The sequence below is a fragment of the Moraxella lacunata genome, assembly GCF_002027545.1.
In the GTDB taxonomy this organism is placed as follows: domain Bacteria; phylum Pseudomonadota; class Gammaproteobacteria; order Pseudomonadales; family Moraxellaceae; genus Moraxella; species Moraxella lacunata.
On the sequence record NZ_MXAN01000034.1, the window covers coordinates 4392 to 27139 of the forward strand.

Genomic DNA, 22748 nt, shown 5'->3' on the forward strand with positions numbered 1-22748 from the left:
GGTTTATTTTTAGTTTGGAAAGAGATTTAATAAAAACTTGCTTGATAGAAAACTCACAACCTTTGTTTTTTCTTGAAAAACGTGCGTTCCCCCTGCTTTTTTAAACAGATATTTTTATTGCAAATACCAACGGCAGGCACGCCCTAAAATTTAACCGAGTTTCTTTTTCTTAATCAGCACCAACACCGCTCCATTACCGCCATCACCCGCAGGGGCAGAGACGAATGCTAAGACATCAGGGATTTGGCGTAACCAGCCATTGACGCAGGTTTTGATGATGGCGTCTGTACCTTTGCCGTGGACAATTTTAACCGCGGTTTCGCCATGTTTGACCGCATTGGCGATGATGGTCTGGACGGCATCTCGGGCTTCATCAATGCTTGATCCGTGCAAATCCACCGCATCATACCAACGCAGTTTGCCTTGTCTTAGCTGTTCAAAGACTTTGTTTTGCAGGGTGGGGTGTTTGTAGCTTAAAAAGGCTTCGCCTGCCACGGGGTTTAGCAGGGCTTGCATGTCGGACAAACTGGCTTGGGTCAGCTCATCAGTCCCTTCGGCATTGGCACGGCGAAATAGGGCGGTCGGGTCTTTGGGGTTGGTTTTTTGGCTGTGATTGACTGACTTTTCATGTTTTAGGGGGCGGACACCGCTCATCGCTTGCATGAACAGGACTTTGTCATCATCGATGAGTTCACTGCCAAAGCGTTTGACGTGCTGGGCGACTTCTTTTTTGCCCATGACATTGGCACTGGTGGGTTTGCCGTTGCTGTCGGTCTCGGGCTTGGTGGATGATTTACCGCCCATCTCTTTGAGCTGGGTTTGGGCGTCTTTGGAAAGTAAGTCTTTAAATGTAGTCATGATGATACCTGTCGTTGGCAGATGGGTGGTTAAGCCACGGGTTTGATTTTTTGCTTGATAAAGCTGATGACAATCGGCAACACACTAAACCCAATAATCCCAAAAATCACATAAGTAAAATTATCCTTGATGACGGGCTGATTGCCAAAAAAATAGCCAAGTAGTACAAAGGACGCAATCCACAAAAATCCACCAATGACATTATAGCTGATAAACCGCTTATAATTCATGCTCCCTGCCCCTGCCACAAACGGAGCAAAAGTGCGAGCAAAGGGCAAAAAGCGGGCAAAAATAATGGTTTTACCGCCGTGCTTTTCAAAAAAGGCTTGGGTTTTGAACAGATATTCTTTGTTGATAAAGCGGTAATTTTTTTCAAATACCTTTGGACCGATGTATTTACCGATATGATAGTTGAGCGTATCACCAAGCACCGCCGCCACAAACAGCAGGGCGATAAGCAGGGCAGGATTTAGCTCGCCTGTAAATGCCGCCAACGCCCCAACCGCAAACAGCAAGCTGTCCCCTGGTAAAAACGGCATGGCCACCAAGCCTGTCTCTACAAAGATAATCAAAAACAAAATGCCATAAATCCACAAGCCATAATCCGCCAAAAATACGGCCAAATGCTCATCAATATGTAAAATAAAATCAAAAAGTTGCAGAATAATGTCCATGGCGGTCAAGTTGTGATAAATGGGTGCAAATTATAACAAACTTTGGTGGGCAGTTGGCAGGTTTTGTGTGAATTTTGTGTGAAATTACTTCTTTGTCCCCAAAATCCCACTTGCCACAATCACGCCAATGCCGATAAGACTTAATACGTCCAACCGCTCGCCAAACAGCACCGCCCCAAAGACAATGGCAAATACCACACCAAGATAAGACAAGGTTGCCACGACAAATTTTTGTCCGACTTGATAAGCATAAGTCATCAAAAGTTGCCCCAAAAGAGCAGTAACGCCAATGCCAACAATATAAGGCAGGCTTGCTAGGCTTACAGGCGTAAAGCCAAAATACCATGCCAAAACGCCCGATGTCAGCGTAGATAATAACGAAAAATAAAACACAATCCGCCACGCAGGTTCGCCAAGCAAAGACAGCTCACGCACTTGCAAATACGCATAACCGCTAATCGCCCCACTGCCTAGCCCCACCAACATGGCAAAGGTGTCGCCTCCGCCACTCGGTCGCAGTAGGATTAACACGCCAACAAAGCCCAAGGTAAGCGATAGCCAATTTATGAGCGTGGGTTTTTGTTTTAAAATAATAATGGATAACAGACCCAAAAATAGGGCGGACGTATTTTGTAGGCTACTTGCGGTGGCAAGGGGCAAATGCAAAATGATATAAAAATTCATAAGCAGGGCAACCGAGCCAGCGAGCGACCGCCAAAAATGCTCTTTGGGATAAGCCGTGCGAAAATCTCGCCCTTTAACCCATGAAAACCCACCAAGCACAATCAGTGAAAACAGCACTCGCCAAAAGGTCAGCTCATAGGTGTGCATGGCAAACTTTTGCCCTGCAAATTTGATACAAGTCAGCATAATGGCAAATGACAGGCACGCCAGTACCATATAAAAAGAGCCAAAAAATGAGCCTTGATTGGGGTTGGTGGGGGTGGGGTTTGACATGATGGCTGTGTTTAAAATGATTGGGGTGTACCCTTCTTTTTTGTCGCCATCAGTCTGTGTCAGTCATGACCGCATAAGTATCCATGCCGATATCGCCATGTAAATTTGGCAAATCAAGCAATACCAACGCCCCAAGCACGTCATGCCCTGCTTGCTCGCACAGAAGTTTGCTCGCCTTTAACGTGCCGCCAGTGGCAAGCACATCATCAACCAGTAGCACCTTGGATTTGGGAGCGTCTGCTTTGATTTCTAGGGTGTCGGTGCCGTATTCTAGGTCGTAGCTTTGGCGATGGACTGGGGGCGGTAGTTTGCCAGCTTTACGAATGAGTAAGAGTGGTTTGCCGGTACGTCCTGACAGTAAGCTACCGATGACAAAGCCCCGTGCTTCGGTGGTGGCAAAACATTCTACTTCATCAATCATGCCGACAGGTAGAGCGTTTAAGAGTTCGTTGATAAGCTCGTCAATGTGCCATAATAGGGGCGTGATGTCATAAAAATCAATGTCCGCTTTGGGGAAATTGGGAACGGTGCGAATGATTTGCCAAAAAGGGTGTGAGTGTTTCATAAGTTTTCTTTAAAAATTATCTTAAAATTTGCCATAAAAAAGCACGAATAAAAATCCGTGCCCTATAATTATAACAAATAATCGTGTAATTAACAATCTTGCCTACAACACTTACATGGTATAAGTGGGTCTAGTCGCCTCAACCTCACCGGCAAGCAGTCGCTCGATTTCGTTTTTGAGTTTTAGGCTGTTGGGGTCGGTGCCAAACTGCATGCCAAAACCAGCAGGCTTACTGGGTGTGCCTTTTTCATTAATCCACACGATTTTGCCGTTGAGTGGGTAACGCTCGGTAGAGCCGGGTAGGGTAAATGCCACAAACACGTCTTCGCCAAGGTTGTGCTTTCTGGCACTCGGCACAAAAATACCGCCATGAGTGACAAAAGAGAGATAACTGCTGTATAGGGTTTGGGTGTCGGCGATATTACAAGTTAAGATACCGCCACGAACAGGCATTGCCATAGCTTTTCCTAAAAATCAAAAAAATAAAACCAATTTTATCATCAACACCATGATTTGGCAAAACTGACCGCCAAAAGGTAGGTTTTTGGCTGTCAAATGCGATGATATTAGGGGGTTTGGTTGATGTTGCCCGCTTCGGCTTCGTCAGCGGGCAGACCCAAGCCGATGTGACGGGCGTTGCGTGTGTCGGCTGTTGGTGGAGCGGTTACTTCGGTTGTGGTCTCAGGCAGAGCAAGAGCTTGGGCGGAAGTGATGATTTGTGTGCGTGTCGCACCATCATACTGACCGCCTTGATAGGTGGGGGTATCTTTGGCACGCCCAAATCTACCAAAACTCACCGATGATAAGGCTTTTTTGGTAAAAGATTGGCTTTTGCCGATATTGACCTGTCCATTTGCCCCAAGGTATTGGGGGTAGTTGATTTGGAGTAGGGTCTTGTATTGGTTGGCGGTGTCAGTCAGTCCCAACTGCTCATTGCTGTGTGCTAAGATGGCGATGGCTTCTGGCACGCCTGTTGATTGGGGGAAGTACTGAAACACCCATTTGGCACGGTTGGCGGCGGCAACATGGGCATCACGCTTGACATACCAACGAGCGGCGACCAGTTCATGCTCGGCAAAGTCATTATAAATCGCTCTCATACGCTGGGCGGCGTCAGGAGCGTAGGCACTGTTTGGGAAGTGCTTGATGAGATTGGAGAAATCTTGAAATGCCAAACGTAGGTAGGATACATCACGTTGGGATTGGTCAAGATTAAATAAGCGAGATGACTTAGGAGCACCGCCCATGTTGGTTACGCCTTGGACATATAAGGCATAATCAACATGGCGACTGGTCGGATAGGAGCGGATAAATTCGGCAGTGCTTTTGGTTACCGCTTCAAAGTCGTTGGCACGATATTGGGCATAAATCAAATCCAGCAATGCCTGCTCGGCATACTGTCCTGTCGGATAAAACGTGCGTAAGCTATTTAACGCACTCATCGCTTCGTTATAGCGGTTTCTGTCTAGGGCGTTTTGGGCAGTTTGATAATAACCAATCTCGGACTGTTCGGCACTTTGTACAACTTCACTGTCTTTTTTGCCAATGCCTTTTAGGGTGGAGCAACCAGAAAGTAGCACGGCAGACGTCATGATGGCGGTTAGGGTAAGTTTGGCGGTTTTGTTCATTTTTTGTCCAAATTACAATAAAAATTTGAAATAGTTTACCACAAAATTTTAAGAATGAACAACACCAAAATAAAATCAGCCATTTTTAACAAAAAATGCTAAAATGGCTTATTTTTTCAAAGTAATTTTAAAAAGTAATTTAAATATCGCCATGACAGAACATTCTTTACATGCTTTTAATCAGACCGCCAATAATGATGATTTGCCTGATTTGTCCAATTTATCCAGTTTAAATGATAATGATGATGAATTTGCCGAAACAGGTTCGCCAAGCCCACTTATGCAAAGCCACACGGTTGGCGAATCTGACATCGGCACACGCCTAGACAAAATCGCCACAGACGTGTTTGACGGTTTTTCCCGAGTGCAGATACAGGGCTTTATTGATGATGAGAGCTTGCTTGTCAATGATGTGCCCCAAAAAAGCAAATACCGTGTCAAATTGGGCGATATTCTGACTTTGTCCGCCATGCTTGACAATCACAGCGAAGATTTGCCCGAAAATATCCCCCTTGACGTGGTCTATGCCGATGATGACGTGATTGTGATCAATAAGCTTGTCGGTCTGGTCGTCCACCCTGGGGCGGGCAATCGCACAGGCACGCTCGTCAATGCCCTGCTATATCATTATCCTGATAACGCCCACCTGCCACGAGCGGGACTGGTTCACCGCATTGATAAGGACACATCGGGGCTACTTATTGTCGCTCGCACCAAAACCGCCCAGCTTGATTTGACCGAACAACTAAAAGACAAATCGGTCTATCGGGAATACCAATGTATCGCCACAGGCGTGCCAAGCGACATCTTACGCCATGCCACGATAGACGCACCGATAGGGCGACACCGCATTCATCGCACCAAGATGACGGTAACGGACGGCGGTAAACCTGCCACCACGCACATCATCTCTGCCACGCCACTAGGTACGCATTATAGCTTGCTCCATGTTCGCTTGGAGACGGGGCGTACTCACCAAATCCGTGTACACCTGTCCCATGTCGGTCATTTCTTGCTTGGCGATAAGGTTTATGGCGGACTGCCAAAATCAGGTCTTGCTCCTGCCACTCGCCAAGCGGTGATAGATTTTCCCCGTCAAGCCCTGCACGCCCATAAGCTCGGCTTTATCCACCCAACCACAGGCAAGGCGTTGGTATTTAGCCGTGATATGCCGTCTGATATGATTAAGATGATTGGGATTTTGCAAGAATAAAGGGTTTGGGTTGTTCAATTAAGATTTTTAAAGGGGCGTGTAGGGGTGAATTACATTCGCTCAAATGTGAAATTCTAAAAGGGCAAATGGCATTTTACCCCTACCGATATTTATCCAAAATCAAATTTAAAAACCAAAAGGGCTATCATGTTTGATATATTATACCAAAATGACCACATATTCATTATCCAAACTCATGCAGGCGAGTTTGATAAATGGGGCGATGATTCATACGGCTCATTTAACATGGGGTTGCACGTTGGCGATGACAGCGAGCAAGTTCTTGCTAATCGCATGGCGTTATTAGAAAAATTAAATGAACTTACAAATGATAAAATCAGCCAAATCCACTGGCTAAACCAAATCCACAGCGACATCGTGGCACACGCCAAATCCGCCATATTCCCCCAAGACGCAGACGCACTCATCAGTGATAAGGCAGGCGTGGGACTGTCTATCATGACCGCCGACTGCGTGCCGATTGCTCTTTTTAATGATGATTGTACAGATAATGAGAATGGCCAAATCGCCTGTATTCATGCAGGTTGGCAGGGGCTGACCAAAGGCATTATTAAAAATACTTATGAAAATTTTACCGATAAAGCCAACATCAAAGCCGTCATCGGGGCGTGTATCAGCCATGATAATTATGAGATTAACAAAACCTTAGCTCATGACATCATCAGTCAAGTGGTTGATAAAAACTTAGTGGCATTGACAGTTGATGAGTTATATCAACAGATTATCACGGATAAAGATGATGATAAATGCTTGATAGATATTGTAAAATTAACCAAATTACAACTGTCTCATTTAAATATTACGGTCATAAACGATACCGTTCCGTGCAGTTATGCTAATCCCAAATATTACTCATATCGCCAGCAGACCCACGCCAAAAAGTCCGCCACAGGACGCATGGCGACTGCGATTGTTAAGTTATGATAGTCCGTGATAAACACAACAGCCTAAAATTGCTGTTCATGTGGCATGGTACGATACTGCCCAAAGTGCTACCGATGATAATCCTGCTCATGGCGGTATCCATGGTAGCGTGGGGCTTGTCGCATTATCAGCTCTACACCGTCAAAAACGTCCCTGCAGTCGGCTTTACGGTGTTTGGTGTGGTGTTGTCTGTCTTTTTGGGGTTTAGGAATAATGCTTGCTATGACAGGTGGTGGGAAGGGCGAAAATTGTGGGGTGCTTTGATTGCCAATACCCGTCATCTGAGTCGGGACAGTCATTTTTTGCATGATGATGACAGGCGAGCGATACTCGAGGACATGCTGATTTTTGTCAATTTATTTAGAGACCGCCTACGTCAGCAAAAACTGCCCGTGGAGAGATTTGCCGATTATCTGGATATCGATGATAAAGATAAAGATGAGTTAAATACGCTCATTTGTCAGCATATCAACGCCCCACAAGTGGTGTTAGAGCGAATGCAACATCGCCTTATCCATGCCGTCAAATCAGGGCAAATCAGCGACATCATCTACACCAGTATCCAATGCCATATCATCGAAATGGGTAACATCCAAGCAGGGTGCGACCGTATCAGTAGCACGCCCTTGCCACTGGTGTATTCGGTGCTACTACATCGGGCGGTGTTTTGTTTTTGTTGGATGTTGCCGTTTGGTATTGAGTCGGTGCTCGGGATTTGGACGCCGTTTTTGGTGGGACTGCTTGCCTATATGTTTTTGGGGCTAGATGAGCTAAGCAGTCAGTTGGAAGAGCCGTTTGGCGTGGCACAAAATGATTTACCCCTAGATACGATTACACGGCTGATAGAGCGTGAGACTTTGGCACTGCTTGGGGTGGAAACACAAAACCTACCAGAAGCACTTGGCGATGATGGGCGGTTTAATTTTTTGTGAAAATAGGGCGTGCCTGCCTTTTGTATTTGCAATAAAAAATGCAGGCTGATAGTTGTTCTATCAGACAAGTTTTTGACGATGAAAAGCAAGATTTAGCCATTTTTCATGCAAAAACATTCTTTTATTTCTGCAATATTTCTAAATTTTAAATTGTGTTATAAAGGGCAGGCACGCCCTAAAAGGGCAAACATCACGTTCGCCCTTTTTGGTTCTTTATACGTTATAAATTTGGTCAAAGATTTCCCAATAAACATCGTCTTTTAACGCTTCTAACGAGAATCTTTCTCTGTCTTCTGGTAGGGCGATGATATAGGGCAGGCGTGCTAAACCTTGACTTTCGTTGGCGATGGCATAGTGGCGATAATCTTCATTAATCTCAAAATCGGTTTCGTATTCCACATAGACAATCGCTTGCTTGTGCTTTTTGGCAAGGCGTACAATCTCCACAAAAAATTCTTCATTCAAGTCTTTTTTGGCTTCTTTTAACTCTTCCATGGTGTATTTGGGTTTGCCAAAGCCTAATTTGGCAAAAAACCCGCCCGAGACTTTTTTATCATCATAGGCTTTGGTATTGGCGATAAGCTCTTCTATTTCTGCCATGTTGCTAAGGGCTTCTTCATAACTTTCACGGATGTCATTCATCGCCTCACCGAGCTTTTCTCTTAATTCTTCAGTTTTTACGGTGGGATCAAAAATAGTCTTTCTGTTCTTTTGAATTAAGACATCAAGTGCCAATACACGCACTTGCAAGTGCTGAGCGACAAAGGCGTGGCGAGCTAGAGGGTGCATTCTAAAGTTTTTGATAAGAATAAGTAGTTCATTAAAAAAGCCGTTCAAGCAGTGAAATAAAAATTCTTGGTCAAATTCAGAGCTTTTGGCAATGCTTATCATGGTTGGCAGTTGTCGCAATACCGAACTGGTGAGTAACTCTTCAAAAGTAATGATGCGTCTGGCGATGATTTTTTCTGCACTGCCACCGTCTGCTGCAAATGTACTGTCCATCAAAATGGGGGTGAGTTGTTTTTTAAGTACTGTTTTAAGATGAATGGCGTATTTTTTAAGTTCATCAGAGATATTGCGATCAAGACTAAAAATGCGATTGATTAATTTTAGCATGACCGCTTGTGCCTTAGGATTATCACATAAGGGTTTGGGAAGTGCCAAAGCGTTAAAATAACTAAATCCGCCCGTCTCCTCTTCGGTCAAAAATCGTCGCAATGAAAAAGGGTTACTGCCTAGGGTATCAGGTGGAGAAATGATGAACCAAATATTTTTGGTCTCAACAATGAGCAACTTGCGATCAGCGGATTGTTTTTGGATGAATGCTGGAAAATGGGTAATGCCATATAAATCCAAATCCACCGCTTCTAAAAAGTGAAAATCTCGTCCTTGAATGAGTGATTTGATAAAAACTTCTTTGATAAAAATCTTAAAAGTATATTCATTAATTTGCCGGATATTTTTGGGCATTTTAAATGTGATGGTGTCAATCCAATCAGCAATTTCATACAAAGAGGCAGCTCTGATGGCGTTACGTTGTTTGTGTTCGTGTCTTTCGGAGCTTATCGGAACTTTGTCAAGATAGCTTAGGGCGGACTCTAACTCATCGATGAACAAGAGTGCATCATAGGATTGTGGTGTATCGCTCGGGGGGGGGTAGCTTGGTAAATGTCTTGCAAAAGATGGGCAGCTTTGATGAGCTGTTTGTTGTGTAAAGCAGATGATTGTAAAATTTGAGCGAGCGTCTCTGGTTTTTTGGCGAAAAATTTCCCTGCACTCTTGCTGTAAGTGATGCCCTTGGGTGATAAAATGGTATTTTTAACGATGGTTTGCGACTCTTCGTCAAGCTGTGGTATAATCTCTTCTAGAATCTCTTGCCAATCTGGGCTTAGGGTAGGGTCAATGCCTGTCAGCCGATTGATGGCGTCTGTATTTAGATTGTAAATGTTTTGCATAAAATCGTTTCCATATTTCCGTTTGCTTTAATAAAATTATATTGTAACATAAGTGTGATAAAAAAATCATTATCTTTTTACAAAATTTATTCTAAATATTTACAAAACTGACCAAAGAGGTCATGGCGGTGAACAGGTTTTGATGCAAAGAGCAACTAACAAGTAATAATCAGCAGATAAAAAGGCAAATCATGAACAAACAAGACATCCTAAACAGCCTAACCCCTGAAATTGTCGCCAAATTCCGCACCGCCATTGAGATTGGCAAATGGGATAACGGTGTCCGCTTAACAGACGAACAACGCCAAACCTGTATGCAAGCGGTCATGGTGTGGGAGCATGAGTATTTGCCCGTAGAAGAACGCACAGGCTATATTGAAAAGCCCAAAGACGACAAAGGCAATACCGTGGGTGAAGAGTGTGATGTCGAGCATGAACATCATTATCCTAATGCCGAGCGACCTGTGAATTTTAAGTAATAAAAAATAAAAAGGCGAGTTATGTCGCCTTTTTCATGTTCAAAGTTTTTTATGTCTAAAATCTGGCTGTTAGGCTAAAATCCGCCACACCACAAACCCCAACGCCAGCATATGAAACACCACGCCCACCCACCAAATCGGCACGGTCAGCCCAATGGCGATAAAGCCAAAAAAACCGCCCAACGCTATCCAGTCATGGCGTTTTTGGTTTAAAAAATCGGCTCGTAGGGCTTGGATTTCTCTTAGTTGTTTGTCCTGTCGTCCGCCAAGCGTGGCAAGAGATTGAATGCTTTGGGTGGCAAGTTTGGGCAGGTCGGTGGCGGACAGTAGATGTTCGGGCAATTTGTCATAGAAATCATTCAAAAAACGTGTGGGGTCAAGCTGTGATTTTACCCAATCGGTCAAAATCGGCTTGGCAAGCGACCAAATATCAAGCTGTGGGTATAGCTCACGCCCAAGCCCTTCCACATGGACGAGCGTTTTTAAAAGTAGCATAAGCTGTGGCGGTATGCTCATCTGATGACGGCGAGCGATGTTCAAAATCTCAAACAATATCCCTGCAAAATCAAGCTCACTCATGGGCTTAGACACCATGGGACTTACCGTGCGAGCCATGTCGGCGATGAGTGCGTGCTTGTCAGCAGACGGCGGTATCCAACCTGCGTGGCTGATGATGTTCACAAGCGTGGTGTAGTTGCCATTCATGACCGATAAGAGCATACGAGCGACAACGAGCTGGTCATCGGGGGCGAGTTGCCCCATAATCGCACAATCTAGCCCCAAATAGCGTGGATTTGCCACCGCTTGACCGTCTGGCATGGTCTCCACAAAGATGTTACCAGGGTGCATGTCGGCATGAAAAAAGTTATCCCGAAACACTTGGGTAAAAAATATCGTCAAGCCATTTTTGGCAAGGACAGCACGGTCATAGCCTAATGCGTCAAATTTATCCGTCTGTGAAATCGGCACGCCAAAAATCCGCTCTGAGACCATGACGGACTTGCTTGCCATATAGACTTCGGGAACATAGATGAGTGGCGAATTTGTGAAGTTATTTCTCATGCGAGTGGCGTTGGCGGACTCTAAGGTCAAATCAAGCTCATTGAGCATGATTTGGCGGTAGTCTTCCACGATACTCACGATATGCACCGCCCGAGCCGACTCCATGCGAGCCGACAAGCAGCCTGCCAGCTCCCTTAACAGCTCAAAATCCTTGATGATGATAGGACGAATGTCGGGGCGGACGACTTTAACGACCACTTCCCGACCGTCAGGCAGGCAAGCAGTATGCACTTGGGCGATACTGGCGGCGGCGAGTGGCTTATCATCAAATCGGCTAAAAATCTCATCAATAGGCTTGCCTAGCCCTGTTTTGGGGTGTTCTATTTCACGTTTTAAAACTTCAACGTCAAACGGGGCGACTTTGTCTTGTAGTAGCGATAATTGGGCGATGATGTCGGGGGGTAGTAGGTCAGAGCGGGTGGAGAGCAGTTGCCCGAGCTTTAAAAACAGCGTTCCCATCTCTTCTAGGGCGAGCTTGACCCCTAAGGAATTGTGCGATTTGCCGATACTGGCTGGGTGCATTTTGATAAGCCGTGCCAAGGGGGCAAGCTCTGGCACGTCCGCAAAATGCGTGTCTAGGCGGTATTTGGCACAAATGTGATATAAGTCAAACAGGCGGTTTTTATAAGAGATGAGCATGGTTAGGTAAAATGGGGTTTGATAAAAGGGGTTTTAAAAAAGCAAAAGGTAAATGGGTAAAATTTACCTTTTGGCAGGTATTTAAAATCTTTATTTTAAATGGATTGTAGGGGTAAATCAATTTACCCACAATTTTAAAAATGCTTTTGTAGGGGCGTGCTGAGCACGCCTAAGTATATTAAGAATAAACAATCAACGAGCCTTAAAGCCACGATGTACCGCCACGATACCGCCCGTTAGGTTGTGATAATCACAATTCACAAACCCTGCTTGCTCCATCATGGCTTTTAGGGTGGCTTGGTCGGGGTGCATACGGATACTCTCCGCCAGATATTGATAGCTTTCGCTGTCGTTTGCAACCACTTTACCCATGAGTGGTAGGGCGGTAAATGAGTATAAATCATACGCCTTTGATAGTGGCTCAAACACAGGTTTGCTAAATTCTAGCACGAGCAGTCGCCCACCTGGTTTTAGCACACGCCACATGGCTTCTAGGGCTTTTTGTTTGTCGGTAACGTTACGCAGTCCAAAGCTAATGGTAACTAAGTCAAACGAGTTATCAGCGAAGGGTTCTAAGGTTTCGGCATTGGCAAGCACAAAATCCACGTTATTACACCCTGCATTGATAAGGCGTGTGCGACCGACTTCCAGCATGGCTTCGTTGATGTCGGACAAGACCACACGACCCGAGCGACCGACTTCTTTGCTGAATACTTTTGCCAAATCGCCCGTACCGCCTGCGATGTCAAGGACGTGCTGTCCTGCACGCACGCCACTCATCTTAATGGCAAAACGCTTCCAAAGCCTGTGAATGCCAAAACTCATCAAATCGTTCATGATGTCGTATTTGGTGGCGACTGATGTAAATACCTGTCCGACTTTGGCTTCTTTGTCACGAGCATTGACGGTTTGGTAACCAAAATGGGTGGTTTCGCCAATGTTTTCAGAATAGCGGTTGTCAGTTTGGCTATCGGCTTGGGTAGGCTCGCCATTGGCAGGGATCTGCATGGCGGATTGTCCTTGGGGCTTGCCTGTGGGTAGGATGTTGGGATTGGTAAAGTCGTTGTCGGTCATGGCTATTTTTCCAAATTTTAAAAACACGTCCTATTATACGCTAATTTGGGCAAGAATGGGCGTGTTTTGGGAAAATTAAAAAATTCATTCATGAATTTCATGAATCACGACAAGCTCATTTTCCACAAACGGCACGGTAAAATCATCAATACGTTTTAGGGGTTTCATGGCGACCAGTCCGTCCCCGATGAAGTCATATAGGGGCTGATAGCCGTTGTCGTATGCCATGCCTTTGGCGAGTTTAAAGGCGTTTTGTAGGATAAAAGAATTAAAGTATTTATAAGACTGCTCGCACACGTCTTTGATGGTGTGGATTTGGGCGATACGTTCGTCTTTGGCATTGACGTGCCGATACACGTCATGCATGAGCGTGTCATCAATGCCCCCATTGGCGTAACGTTCGCCAAAGTCGTCGAGCAGAGACGTTGCCAATGCCAAATCAAGGCTGATGGCATGAGTTGCCGACTGCACGCCAAGCACGCCTGCCCCTAGGGCGTTGGCGGGGATGAGCTTTTCAAGTTTGCCCGAGCCGTTTAGGGCGTTCGTCCCTGCGGTCAAAAGTTGGTCGGCAAGCACGTCAAAATCATCATCGCCATAAATTCGCTCAATGAGATAATTGGCAAGTGGAGCGGTTTTGTCATCGGTAAATAGGGCGTGGTTGGTGCGTTTGATACGAGCCTTTTGCCACGCTTGCACGTCGCTAAGTGCCTGTTTTAGGGCAGGGTTGGTGTGGTGGGGTAGGGCTTGATAGGCTTTTAGCATATCGACTAGGGTTTGGATTTGGGACATGGTGTTAATTTTGTTGGTGGGTTAAAGTGGGGTTAAGGTTGAGTTAAAAGGTCGGGTTTGTGGGGCTTGATGATATTATCTTACACCTAACAAACTTAATATTTACCACAGGCTTTGTAGGGACTGGCTCCGCACGTCCTTTGATAACATAGCAATTTTTATAGGCGTACACAGCACGCCCCTACACCCAAACACCGTTGCATTTGTAGCAATTTTAAAGATTCTTGGGTGTATATAAGGAGTGCAGAGCTAATCCCTGCACACCCCTAAATCCTTTGAATCTGTCATGATTTTGACATTATGCTCCATTTTCAACTTTGTGTGAGTGTTTGATTTATCAAGGGCGAATTGTAATTTGCCTCTACAACTTAACAAATAATTATGGGGCAATCAATAAGTTGCCATTTTAAGCTGAGATTGGACTGTTTTATGAAAAAACATACCAACTGGTCGGTTTTGCATTAAACACTCTCGCCACGCCAAAGGCTGTCCAAGCTCTCACGCTCACGCACGACCCGATGAGTGGTATCATCACACATAATCTCGGCAGGTCTTGGGCGGGTGTTGTAGTTGCTTGCCATGACAAAGCCATACGCCCCTGCTCCTGTGATGGCAAGGGTGTCGCCCACGTTTAGGGCAAGCGTGCGATTTTTTGCCAAAAAGTCGGACGACTCACACACCGAGCCGACAATGTCCCACACTTGGGGAGCGGTGGCGGTGGTCAAATCGACAGGGATAACCGCCATAACCGAGCCATATAGGGCAGGTCGCATGAGTTCGCACATGGACGCATCCACGATGGCAAAGTTTTTGTATTCGGTGGGTTTTAGTACGTCCACATTTGTCAGCAGTACCCCTGCATTGGCAGAGATGTTTCGCCCTGGTTCTAGGTGTAGCCCTAAGCCATATTTTTCTTGCAATGTTAAAAGCTTAGGCAGTAGTGCGTTGGCGTATTCGCTCACGCTGGCAGGGGTCTCATCGGTATAACGCACGCCCAAGCCCCCACCCAAATCCACATGGCGTAAGCTAATGCCCTGTGCGTGTAGCTCGTCAATGAGTTCAATGACTTTATCCAAAGCATCCACAAAAGGCTGGGTGTCGGTCAGCTGTGAGCCGATGTGGCAGTCTATGCCGATGATGTCAAGGTTTGGCAAGGACTTGGCAAAACGATAAGCATCTAGGGCATTATCATGGCTGATACCAAATTTGTTGTCCTTTAAGCCTGTGGAGATATAGGGGTGTGTTTTGGCATCCACATCAGGGTTGATACGCAGGGCAATGGGGGCGGTTTTGCCAAGCTCACTTGCCACTTGGCTGATGAGTTCAATCTCGCTCATCGCTTCGACATTAAAGCATCCAACCCCTGCATTTAAGGCGGTGGCGATGTCGCTTTTGGTTTTTCCCACGCCCGAATAGACGACTTTGTCCGCCTGCCCGCCTGCTTTTAATACACGGGCAAGCTCGCCTGATGAGACGATGTCAAAGCCTGCCCCTGCACGGGCAAGCGTGGCAAGCACGGCAAGGTTTGAGTTGGATTTGACCGCATAGCAAATTTGCACATCTGATAAGGGGGCGAAACTCTCCATATAGGTACGGTAATTGGCAAGCAGGGCATTTTTGCTATACACATAAAGCGGTGTGCCGTAAGTCTGGGCTAGGGTTTTGGTGCTGACATTGTCAATAAACAGCGTGTCGTCTTGATAGTTGATAAAAGGCAAATCCGCCACGTGCGTGCATGGGTCTATGGTCAGGATTGGGTGTTCGGTGCTGTCTGCCATGGTTTTTCCAGTAAAAAGTATTTGGGGGTTTATTTTAACAAAAAATTTTGGTTTGTCATTTTTATTTTAAAAATAATTGGGGTTTGGGCAGAATATATAACGATTTTTTAAATGATTTAATAAAAATATTTTTTTACAAATATGGACGTGCAGGGGTGAATCACATTCGCCCAAAAATTAAGGCTTTATCAAAGGGCAAATTGCAATTTGTCCCTACAATGCCAATCAAGGCAAGACAACTTTTCATATTGATATAAAAAAGCCATTTTATGATAAAATACCCCAAAAATTAACCATTTAACATCATGACCGCAACCACTTACACCTTTAAAGACAAACTCATCGCATGGTTACAACTCACCCGTTTTGATAAGCCTGTGGGGACGGAACTGCTCCTTTATCCGACTTTGTGGGCGTTGTTTTTGGCAAGTGCCAGTTATGGACGACTGCCAAGCGCGGCTCATATTGTCATTTTTACGCTTGGGGCGGTGCTTATGCGAGCATCAGGCTGTGCCATTAACGACTTTGCCGACCGCAAGGTGGACGGACAAGTCAAACGCACCAAAAACCGCCCACTGGCAGACGGGCGATTGTCCGCCAAGACGGCTGTTTTGACCTTTGTGGGCTTGTCGGGACTGTCAGCGTGTCTTTTGTTTTTTTTACCAGTACAAGTGTTTTATTGGTCGCTTGGGGCGGTGTTTCTTGCCTTTATTTATCCCTTTATGAAACGCTACACGCACCTGCCCCAAGTGGTACTTGCAATGGCGTTCGGTTGGGCGGTACCGATGGCGTTTGTGGCGGTGCGTAGCGAGCAGGGACAAAGCGGTGTTGGGCTGACAGGTTGGCTTGTCTTTGTTGCCTATTTGTGCTGGACGGTGGCGTATGATACGATGTACGCCATGTGCGACAAGGACGATGATGTCAAGATTGGGGTAAAATCCACCGCCATTTTGTTTGAAAAATGGTTTGGCGACAAAGACATTTATTTTATCATGGCGTTAAATGGTGTGTTTTTGGTCATCATGATAGCATTGGTGCATCGCTTTTTTGGGGTGTGGTCTGCGTGTGGTTTGGCGGTCGGTTTGGCAGGGCTGTTTGCCATGCAATATGACAAAATCAAAACCCGTGAACGCCTAAACTGCTTTACCGCCTTTCGCCAAAATGCGTGGGTGGGGCGGTATGTGTTTTTGTATGTGGCGGTGATGTCGCTGATGATGTTGGGGAGATGATAAATAAGGATAAGCACTTTGATGTCAAACGCAAAGAACGTGCTTGGCACGTCCCTATATCCATGTCTAACTTTGTGATAAAAATTCCCCCTAAAACTTCCAATCCACTTTTAAAGCAAAGTTTCTCGGCTCGCCATAAAAGTTGTTTTTGCCCCGAGTGCGGTTGGGGTTATTTTCAAAATACACTTTATCGGTCAAATTATTGCCCACCAAGCTCACACTGGCATTATCACTCATGTCATAGCGAACATTGGCGTGCCATAGGGCGTAACCACCTTGTTGGATGTTTCTTAGGCTACTGGTCTCGCTCTGGGCGGACACCCCACCACCGATTTGCCATTTGCTGTTTGGCAGTTGGTATTGGCTGTGCAAGCGAAAGATGTGTTTGGGCGTGTGGTTGTTAAAATTATAACGTGATAAATGCTCAAACACGCCAGCATTAACATCTTTATAATCGCTTTTGTTGTAGGTGTAGTTGGCGGACAGGCGAAGATTGTCCGTAACATCGCCCGACAGCTCTACATCCACGCCACGGCTGACGGCTTTGCCCACAGGGTCGGCATAGGTGAGCCAGCGACCGTAGTCGGGGCGAGTAATGGCTCGGTTTTTGTGTTCGGTGTGAAAGAGAGCCAGAGCGTAGTTTAGTCGTCCGTCTCGCATCGTCCCTTTTAGACCGATTTCGTAGTTGGTACCAATGGTGGGCGGTAGCATGGCGGTATAGCTGACATCGGTGTCTTCTTGGGGTTTAAAAATCTCGGCATAGCTGACATAGGCGGTGTGGTCGGGTGTTAGGTCGTAGTTTATCCCTGCAAATGGCACCCATTTTTTGCCCGACATCTCGCCCACTTGCTTGGCATCGCCATAGATGTTTGAGCGGTACATCTCGCCATAGCCGTTTAGGACGTGCATCCATTTGACCGAACCCATGTTAAAGCGGTTGTATCGCACGCCAAGCAGTAAGTGTAATTTATCGGTAGGGTTTAGGCGAGTGCTAAATGTCGCTCCGTGATGTTTGGCGGTATTGACGTAGGTATTGTAGTTATAACGGCGAAATTTTTCAAAATTATCATATTCAGGGTAAACATCCACATGGTCGCCCCAATCATCGTACAAATCCCAATTCGGCTCGGGGACTTCATCGCCTGTTAGGTTAAAGGGGTTGTATTTGCCGGCAGTTTGGTTCCAGTCCCGTCCAGGGTTCGAGTCTTTCCAATAAATCACGTCATTCCATACTTTGATGTAGCGTGAGCGAATGTCTTCTTTGTTGTAGGTGTAGCCCATATAAAAATCATGAGTCTTGTCAAACAGTGTATAGTCGCCCGTCAAATCAAGCTTAAAAGCAGTTTGTTTGTCGGTTTTGTCATAGCGAAAGGGGTTTAGGGTAAAGGTGCTATAATAACCGCTTGCTGATACGCCTGGCCATGTCTCGGTATCGGCAAAGATTGAGCCGATACGGGTGTCGGACTTTTGGTCGGTGTGGTTGATGGCACTTTTTACTGTCCAGCCGTTTGGTAGATAATATTTAACATCGGCAAAATAGTTTTTCTTTTTAAGGTCATGTTTGTTCTAGTTCATGCCAAGGTAGGTTTTGTGGTCAAAGTCTTGTAATCCGTCATTTTCGCATTTGCTCGCCCAACGGTTGGTCTGCACGCACGGCAAAATCACCCCACCAAAATCAGGCATGTCTTTGGTGTGCTGATAAGTTGCTCCTATCATGGCGGTGGCATTGTCGCCAATGTCAAATTCCACACTGCCCGAGCCGAGTGTCTTTTTGCCTTCTACTCTGTCTTTAAAAGATTGGTTGTCCTCATGAACGACAATCGCTCGCCCGCGCACGCTGTCTGATGTGTTTAGACCGCCTGACACGTCAAGCATACCACGCACCGACCCCCAACTGTTTACCGACAGCTCACCTGCATGATGAAAATCATGGGTGGGGCGTTTACGCACAAGATTAATCGTACCGCCCGGTTCGGAGTTGGCTTGGGTGAGACCTGTCGCCCCACGCACCACTTCAATGCGGTCATAAATGGCAAGGTCAGTCATGGTGGATACGTCTATTTTGTCCGAGTAGCCCGAGCGTCCTCCTAGGTTTTGGCTCATGCCGTCTTCGGAGAGCTGATCCATATAAAAGCCCCGAGACTGAAAGCGGACACGGGACTGGTCTTTGACGACATTCACGCCTGTGGTGGTTTTGACCGCTTCGGTTAGGTCGCTGATGTTGCGTTCTTGGAGTTCTTGTTTGCTGACGGTGGCAACCGATTGGGGTGTGTCTTTTTGGGATAGGGCGATGCCTGTGGTGGTAGATTTGGGTTGGCGAGAGATGAGAATGGTTTCATGCCCTAACATGACCGTCGGCGTGCTTGTGTCATCCTGTGCAACGTCGTCGTCATTGACATTGGCACAAGCCATGGCTGGCAGTAGAACCAATGCCAAAGCACTGGGTTTAAAGGGTTGTCTGAATAAATGATGAGTAAGGTAGTGCATAAAAATCCCTAATAAGCGAGTACAACAAATGTTTACAAATGTATATTAATTATTACAAAACATATCATTTTTGTAACATAATTATGATAACACAATGAATAATCGTTATCAATTATTCTATAAAATGATAATTATTATTTTTAAAAATAAAGACGCATAAAAAGCCGAAATGACGTCATCATCTCGGCTGTGGGGTGTTAGGTAGTGGCGTGGTGAGTATGTTGGGTGGAAATAGGGGGTAATTACCCAACCCTTTATTTCTGACTTGCATTCGTCCCTTGTATCACGCCCCCGCCCAAGCAAACGTCATCAACATAAAACACCACCGATTGCCCTGCGGTTACGGCTCGTTGTGGCTCATCAAAGACCACACGCACGCCTGTGTCGGTGGCAAAGACAGTGCAAGTTTGGTCAGGTTGGCGGTAGCGGGTTTTGGCGGTGCATTTTAGTCCGTTTTCATGGATTTGGGGTGGTTCGCCTGTTACCCAATCTAGTTTATAGGCGGTCAGCTCGGTGGATTGTAGCCAAGGGTGGTCATGCCCTTGTCCGACAATTAGGCGGTTATTTACCAAATCTTTGTGCAAGACAAACCACGGCTCTTCGGGACGGTTTGCCACACCCCCAATGCCAATTCCCCCACGTTGCCCAAGCGTGTAGTACATGAGTCCGTCATGCGTGCCGATTTTTACGCCATCATCGGTATAGATGTCGCCTTGTTTGGCGGGTAGGTAGGTTTGTAAAAAGTCTTTGAATTTACGCTCGCCAATAAAGCAAATGCCCGTTGAGTCCTTTTTCTTGGCGGTGGCAAGCTCATAGCGTTCGGCGATTGCCCTGACTTCGCTTTTTTCAAGCTCGCCCACAGGAAATAAGGTTTTGGCGATTTTGTCGCCCCCTACTGCGTGCAAAAAATAACTTTGGTCTTTGTTGGTGTCTAGTCCACGCAGTAGGCACGCTTGTCCGCCCGTCTCAAAGCTACGGCGAGTATAATGCCCTGTGGCGATATAATCCGCTCCAAGTGTCAAGGCGTAATCCAAAAAGGCTTTGAATTTGACTTCTTTATTGCACAAAATATCGGGATTGGGCGTGCGTCCTGCCTTGTATTCTTCCAAAAAATGCTCAAACACATTATCCCAATACTCTGCCGAAAAGTTGGCGGTATGTAGCGGTATGCCCACTTTGTCGGCAACGGCTTGGGCGTCTGCTAGGTCAGTCATGGCGGTGCAGTATTCGGTGCCGTCATCTTCTTCCCAGTTTTTCATAAACAAGCCTTCTACCTGATAGCCTTGCTCCAACAATAGGGCGACCGACACCGAGCTGTCCACTCCGCCCGACATACCAACGATGACTTTGATTTGATTGGGATTTTTGCCGTGAAATTGGGCGACATCGGATAGGCGGTAGGCGGTCATGATTGTCTCTTATTATAAAACTGTGGTAAACTTGCCATTATATAAGGCTTGCTAATTATTTTACAAGCCTTATCTGCTCTAAACCAAGATAAACTAAGACAAATCAAAAGGCTCAATCATGATAAAAATCGGTCAAGGCATAGACGTTCATGCTTTTACCACAGGCGATTTTGTAACGCTTGGCGGTGTTAAAATTCCCCACACGCATGGCATTAAGGCTCATTCGGACGGTGATGTGTTGCTTCACGCTTTGGCGGACGCACTTTTGGGGGCGTTGGCACTCGGCGATATCGGACAACATTTTCCCGATACCGACCCTGCATTTAAGGGGGCGGATAGTAAAGTGTTATTAAAGCACGTCTATGAGCTTGTCAAATCTCACGGCTATACGCTTGGCAATGCCGACATGACGGTCATTTGCGAGAACCCAAAAATCGCCCCATACAACACCGCCATGCGTGAGACCATTGCAGGCGTGCTTGGTGTGGGTGTGGATTGTGTGAGCATCAAGGCAACCACGAATGAGAAAATGGGCTGGATAGGGCGCGGCGAAGGTATTTGGGCGAGTGCGGTAGTATTATTGGTTAAAACGTGATTGATGATAGAGAAACATAAACGCAAATGGTTGATTGTGGTGCTCATGGCGATAACAGTCGTTTGGGCGGTTTTTGGTATTTATAAAAAATCAGTTATCAATAAAATCAACAATACCTTATTAGCAGGCAAAAGTTATTCTATCAAAGTATATTTTCCTAATACCAAAATCGCCTGTGTTACCGCCCCATATTTTACCAATACCCAAAACATTAAATCTCTTTCCAAACTAAAAATAAACCCTTATAAGTATTGGGGTTGAAGTTTTTAAAAATCCATAAAAATCAGGGTTTGGAAAGAAGTCTATTAAAGAAATTCGGGATAATTTATCACCCAAACAAGTCTTAAAATTAAATCACAAAATCCATGCATTTGTTGAAGATGACCATTGGGATTTGATATTACTGGATAATAAAGGATATGGTTATGCCAATTATCAAGTGTATCATGTGCCATTAAAATCTACCCCAAATTTTAAAGATTATCAATGCGTATCGGTAGACAAAGACAGTATGGAAATTTATCCTGCTTATCATGATAAGTTGGTGTATTTTGAATTAAGGTGATGTATGAGTCTAATACAAAGTATTTTTAGGAATTTACCCAAAAACGCACAAGTGGGAATTGTTGCGATAGTGGCGATTTTATGGGTTGGTATTTGGGTTGTTAATACTCATCAAGACAATAGTATGCAAAAACAGGTCAATAGGGCATTATTATCCAACCAGTCTATTGATGTGAGCGGTTTATTGCCAAATGCCAAAATGATTTGTGTGGTGCCAAAAGACACGCATATTTATAATGACACCACAGGGATTTATGAATATTTATCCGTTCATCGTTTGCAATCATTAAATAAAATTATCAACGGCAAAAGTCAAATTATTTATGATGATTGGCACTTGGTGGGTGTGGATAATGGCAAATATGACATTTATCGTATGGATGATAGGGTGGATCCGAATTTTTATGGGGCAAGATGCCATAAAAAATCCGCCAATCAGCCATTACTATTAACCCCTGACAAGACAAGTCATGGCAAAAAATTTGATTTTTAAAAGGAAAAACGCTTGTAAAAATCCCCATTTGCCCCCATAATAACCCAAATTTCTCAAATCGGAGCAAATCATGACCGACATCAATCCTGAAATCAAAACCTTGATTGAAAACCAAATCAAAGACCATGCCGTGCTACTGTACATGAAAGGCACGCCACAATTTCCCCAATGCGGATTTTCTGCCCGTGCGGTGGAAGTTTTGACCCAAATTGGCAGACCGTTTGCCTTTGTCAATATCCTAGAAAACCCTGAAATCCGTAGCACCTTGCCACTCATCGCCAACTGGCCAACCTTCCCGCAGCTATGGGTAAATGGCGAACTGATTGGCGGTAGCGACATTATCCTACAAATGTACCAATCGGGCGAATTAAAGCCACTGATTGAAGAGTATAGCCCAGAAGTGTGATGGAGACAATCGGTTAT

At 45.5% G+C, this 22748-nt stretch carries 24 protein-coding genes; 9 read left to right on the forward strand and 15 right to left on the reverse strand.

Annotated elements, in window-relative coordinates; all coding sequences use genetic code 11:
• Positions 1-150: 150 nt before the first annotated feature.
• The 6 genes from B5J94_RS05395 to B5J94_RS05420 form a co-directional block, all read right to left on the reverse strand.
• Positions 151-858 (reverse strand): Smr/MutS family protein, encoded by a 708-nt coding sequence (locus tag B5J94_RS05395; RefSeq protein ID WP_062500233.1) that lies wholly within the window; start codon positions 856-858, stop codon positions 151-153.
• A 29-nt stretch (positions 859-887) separates the two neighbouring features.
• Positions 888-1520, reverse strand: a complete 633-nt coding sequence (locus tag B5J94_RS05400; protein WP_062500249.1) for a DedA family protein — start codon at positions 1518-1520, stop codon at positions 888-890.
• Positions 1521-1616: 96 nt separating this feature from the next.
• On the reverse strand, positions 1617-2489 hold the full coding sequence (locus B5J94_RS05405; protein WP_062500235.1) for a DMT family transporter: 873 nt from the start codon (positions 2487-2489) through the stop codon (positions 1617-1619).
• A gap of 49 nt (positions 2490-2538) precedes the next feature.
• On the reverse strand, positions 2539-3054 hold the full coding sequence (locus B5J94_RS05410) for an adenine phosphoribosyltransferase (protein WP_062500237.1): 516 nt from the start codon (positions 3052-3054) through the stop codon (positions 2539-2541).
• A 111-nt stretch (positions 3055-3165) separates the two neighbouring features.
• Positions 3166-3513, reverse strand: a complete 348-nt coding sequence (locus B5J94_RS05415; protein ID WP_062500239.1) for a PilZ domain-containing protein — start codon at positions 3511-3513, stop codon at positions 3166-3168.
• Between the two features lie 107 nt (positions 3514-3620).
• Positions 3621-4682, reverse strand: a complete 1062-nt coding sequence (locus B5J94_RS05420) for an outer membrane protein assembly factor BamD (protein WP_062500242.1) — start codon at positions 4680-4682, stop codon at positions 3621-3623.
• Between the two features lie 151 nt (positions 4683-4833).
• Here B5J94_RS05420 and B5J94_RS05425 point away from each other — a divergent pair, with 151 nt between their 5' ends.
• The 3 genes from B5J94_RS05425 to B5J94_RS05435 all read left to right on the forward strand — a co-directional run bounded on the left by B5J94_RS05425 (position 4834) and on the right by B5J94_RS05435 (position 7772).
• Positions 4834-5895 (forward strand): RluA family pseudouridine synthase, encoded by a 1062-nt coding sequence (locus B5J94_RS05425; RefSeq protein ID WP_062500251.1) that lies wholly within the window; start codon positions 4834-4836, stop codon positions 5893-5895.
• 147 nt (positions 5896-6042) lie between these two features.
• Positions 6043-6840 (forward strand): polyphenol oxidase family protein, encoded by a 798-nt coding sequence (locus B5J94_RS05430; RefSeq protein WP_062500244.1) that lies wholly within the window; start codon positions 6043-6045, stop codon positions 6838-6840.
• Complete coding sequence (locus tag B5J94_RS05435; RefSeq protein ID WP_062500247.1) at positions 6837-7772, forward strand: bestrophin family protein; 936 nt, start codon at positions 6837-6839, stop codon at positions 7770-7772. The genes B5J94_RS05430 and B5J94_RS05435 overlap by 4 nt, the downstream gene beginning before the upstream one ends.
• A gap of 213 nt (positions 7773-7985) precedes the next feature.
• Here the strand turns inward: B5J94_RS05435 and B5J94_RS05440 are convergent, their stop codons facing one another.
• Together B5J94_RS05440 and B5J94_RS05445 are read right to left on the reverse strand one after the other, a co-directional pair.
• A complete protein-coding gene (locus B5J94_RS05440) occupies positions 7986-9389 on the reverse strand; it encodes a hypothetical protein (protein ID WP_062500772.1) in 1404 nt (467 codons plus the stop codon).
• Positions 9371-9727: a hypothetical protein gene (locus tag B5J94_RS05445; RefSeq protein WP_062500773.1), complete on the reverse strand. Its 357-nt coding sequence runs from the start codon at positions 9725-9727 to the stop codon at positions 9371-9373. Before B5J94_RS05445 ends, B5J94_RS05440 begins: the two co-directional genes overlap by 19 nt.
• 191 nt (positions 9728-9918) lie before the next feature.
• On the opposite strand from B5J94_RS05445, the gene B5J94_RS05450 reads away from it, so the two are divergent.
• On the forward strand, positions 9919-10206 hold the full coding sequence (locus tag B5J94_RS05450) for a YeaC family protein (protein WP_062500775.1): 288 nt from the start codon (positions 9919-9921) through the stop codon (positions 10204-10206).
• A gap of 69 nt (positions 10207-10275) precedes the next feature.
• Here B5J94_RS05450 and B5J94_RS05455 read toward each other — a convergent pair whose 3' ends face one another.
• The 4 genes from B5J94_RS05455 to lysA all read right to left on the reverse strand — a co-directional run bounded on the left by B5J94_RS05455 (position 10276) and on the right by lysA (position 15548).
• On the reverse strand, positions 10276-11907 hold the full coding sequence (locus B5J94_RS05455) for an ABC1 kinase family protein (protein ID WP_062500777.1): 1632 nt from the start codon (positions 11905-11907) through the stop codon (positions 10276-10278).
• Positions 11908-12099: 192 nt separating this feature from the next.
• A complete protein-coding gene (gene ubiE, locus B5J94_RS05460) occupies positions 12100-12981 on the reverse strand; it encodes a bifunctional demethylmenaquinone methyltransferase/2-methoxy-6-polyprenyl-1,4-benzoquinol methylase UbiE (protein WP_062500779.1) in 882 nt (293 codons plus the stop codon).
• A gap of 84 nt (positions 12982-13065) precedes the next feature.
• On the reverse strand, positions 13066-13770 hold the full coding sequence (locus B5J94_RS05465) for an FFLEELY motif protein (RefSeq protein ID WP_143821906.1): 705 nt from the start codon (positions 13768-13770) through the stop codon (positions 13066-13068).
• Between the two features lie 461 nt (positions 13771-14231).
• Positions 14232-15548 carry a diaminopimelate decarboxylase gene (lysA, locus tag B5J94_RS05470; RefSeq protein WP_062500335.1) on the reverse strand — a complete coding sequence of 439 codons (1317 nt, stop codon included), beginning with the start codon at positions 15546-15548 and terminating at the stop codon, positions 14232-14234.
• Between the two features lie 305 nt (positions 15549-15853).
• Between lysA and ubiA the strand changes: the two genes are divergently transcribed.
• On the forward strand, positions 15854-16777 hold the full coding sequence (gene ubiA, locus B5J94_RS05475) for a 4-hydroxybenzoate octaprenyltransferase (RefSeq protein ID WP_062500333.1): 924 nt from the start codon (positions 15854-15856) through the stop codon (positions 16775-16777).
• 90 nt (positions 16778-16867) lie between these two features.
• Here the strand turns inward: ubiA and B5J94_RS05480 are convergent, their stop codons facing one another.
• From B5J94_RS05480 to mnmA, 3 genes are all read right to left on the reverse strand, one after another.
• On the reverse strand, positions 16868-18262 hold the full coding sequence (locus tag B5J94_RS05480) for a TonB-dependent siderophore receptor (RefSeq protein ID WP_079363985.1): 1395 nt from the start codon (positions 18260-18262) through the stop codon (positions 16868-16870).
• Between the two features lie 81 nt (positions 18263-18343).
• Positions 18344-19264, reverse strand: a complete 921-nt coding sequence (locus B5J94_RS05485; protein WP_062500329.1) for a TonB-dependent siderophore receptor — start codon at positions 19262-19264, stop codon at positions 18344-18346.
• A 254-nt stretch (positions 19265-19518) separates the two neighbouring features.
• On the reverse strand, positions 19519-20673 hold the full coding sequence (gene mnmA / locus B5J94_RS05490) for a tRNA 2-thiouridine(34) synthase MnmA (protein ID WP_062500327.1): 1155 nt from the start codon (positions 20671-20673) through the stop codon (positions 19519-19521).
• Positions 20674-20791: 118 nt separating this feature from the next.
• Here mnmA and ispF point away from each other — a divergent pair, with 118 nt between their 5' ends.
• The 4 genes from ispF (at position 20792) to grxD (ending at position 22731) form a co-directional block, all read left to right on the forward strand.
• The gene (gene ispF, locus B5J94_RS05495; RefSeq protein WP_062500325.1) at positions 20792-21268 is read left to right on the forward strand and encodes a 2-C-methyl-D-erythritol 2,4-cyclodiphosphate synthase; all 477 of its coding nucleotides are present in this window, start codon (positions 20792-20794) and stop codon (positions 21266-21268) included.
• 3 nt (positions 21269-21271) lie between these two features.
• Entirely contained in the window at positions 21272-21529 is a 258-nt protein-coding gene (locus tag B5J94_RS05500; RefSeq protein ID WP_079363986.1) for a hypothetical protein, read from the forward strand.
• A gap of 307 nt (positions 21530-21836) precedes the next feature.
• The gene (locus B5J94_RS05505) at positions 21837-22325 is read left to right on the forward strand and encodes a hypothetical protein (RefSeq protein ID WP_062501604.1); all 489 of its coding nucleotides are present in this window, start codon (positions 21837-21839) and stop codon (positions 22323-22325) included.
• A gap of 70 nt (positions 22326-22395) precedes the next feature.
• Positions 22396-22731, forward strand: coding sequence for a Grx4 family monothiol glutaredoxin (grxD, locus tag B5J94_RS05510; RefSeq protein ID WP_062501606.1), 336 nt, complete (start codon positions 22396-22398; stop codon positions 22729-22731).
• Positions 22732-22748 lie beyond the last annotated feature (17 nt).

What these genes read in the sequence shown, in the direction of transcription:
- B5J94_RS05395 (WP_062500233.1), bottom strand. Translation starts at nt 858, where the DNA reads ATGACTACATTTAAAGACTTACTTTCCAAAGACGCCCAAACCCAGCTC.
- B5J94_RS05405 (WP_062500235.1), bottom strand. Translation starts at nt 2,489, where the DNA reads ATGTCAAACCCCACCCCCACCAACCCCAATCAAGGCTCATTTTTTGGC.
- B5J94_RS05410 (WP_062500237.1), bottom strand. Translation starts at nt 3,054, where the DNA reads ATGAAACACTCACACCCTTTTTGGCAAATCATTCGCACCGTTCCCAAT.
- B5J94_RS05415 (WP_062500239.1), bottom strand. Translation starts at nt 3,513, where the DNA reads ATGGCAATGCCTGTTCGTGGCGGTATCTTAACTTGTAATATCGCCGAC.
- B5J94_RS05420 (WP_062500242.1), bottom strand. Translation starts at nt 4,682, where the DNA reads ATGAACAAAACCGCCAAACTTACCCTAACCGCCATCATGACGTCTGCC.
- B5J94_RS05425 (WP_062500251.1), top strand. Translation starts at nt 4,834, where the DNA reads ATGACAGAACATTCTTTACATGCTTTTAATCAGACCGCCAATAATGAT.
- B5J94_RS05430 (WP_062500244.1), top strand. Translation starts at nt 6,043, where the DNA reads ATGTTTGATATATTATACCAAAATGACCACATATTCATTATCCAAACT.
- B5J94_RS05435 (WP_062500247.1), top strand. Translation starts at nt 6,837, where the DNA reads ATGATAGTCCGTGATAAACACAACAGCCTAAAATTGCTGTTCATGTGG.
- B5J94_RS05445 (WP_062500773.1), bottom strand. Translation starts at nt 9,727, where the DNA reads ATGCAAAACATTTACAATCTAAATACAGACGCCATCAATCGGCTGACA.
- B5J94_RS05450 (WP_062500775.1), top strand. Translation starts at nt 9,919, where the DNA reads ATGAACAAACAAGACATCCTAAACAGCCTAACCCCTGAAATTGTCGCC.
- B5J94_RS05455 (WP_062500777.1), bottom strand. Translation starts at nt 11,907, where the DNA reads ATGCTCATCTCTTATAAAAACCGCCTGTTTGACTTATATCACATTTGT.
- ubiE (WP_062500779.1), bottom strand. Translation starts at nt 12,981, where the DNA reads ATGACCGACAACGACTTTACCAATCCCAACATCCTACCCACAGGCAAG.
- B5J94_RS05465 (WP_143821906.1), bottom strand. Translation starts at nt 13,770, where the DNA reads ATGTCCCAAATCCAAACCCTAGTCGATATGCTAAAAGCCTATCAAGCC.
- lysA (WP_062500335.1), bottom strand. Translation starts at nt 15,548, where the DNA reads ATGGCAGACAGCACCGAACACCCAATCCTGACCATAGACCCATGCACG.
- ubiA (WP_062500333.1), top strand. Translation starts at nt 15,854, where the DNA reads ATGACCGCAACCACTTACACCTTTAAAGACAAACTCATCGCATGGTTA.
- B5J94_RS05485 (WP_062500329.1), bottom strand. Translation starts at nt 19,264, where the DNA reads ATGCACTACCTTACTCATCATTTATTCAGACAACCCTTTAAACCCAGT.
- mnmA (WP_062500327.1), bottom strand. Translation starts at nt 20,673, where the DNA reads ATGACCGCCTACCGCCTATCCGATGTCGCCCAATTTCACGGCAAAAAT.
- ispF (WP_062500325.1), top strand. Translation starts at nt 20,792, where the DNA reads ATGATAAAAATCGGTCAAGGCATAGACGTTCATGCTTTTACCACAGGC.
- B5J94_RS05500 (WP_079363986.1), top strand. Translation starts at nt 21,272, where the DNA reads ATGATAGAGAAACATAAACGCAAATGGTTGATTGTGGTGCTCATGGCG.
- B5J94_RS05505 (WP_062501604.1), top strand. Translation starts at nt 21,837, where the DNA reads ATGAGTCTAATACAAAGTATTTTTAGGAATTTACCCAAAAACGCACAA.
- grxD (WP_062501606.1), top strand. Translation starts at nt 22,396, where the DNA reads ATGACCGACATCAATCCTGAAATCAAAACCTTGATTGAAAACCAAATC.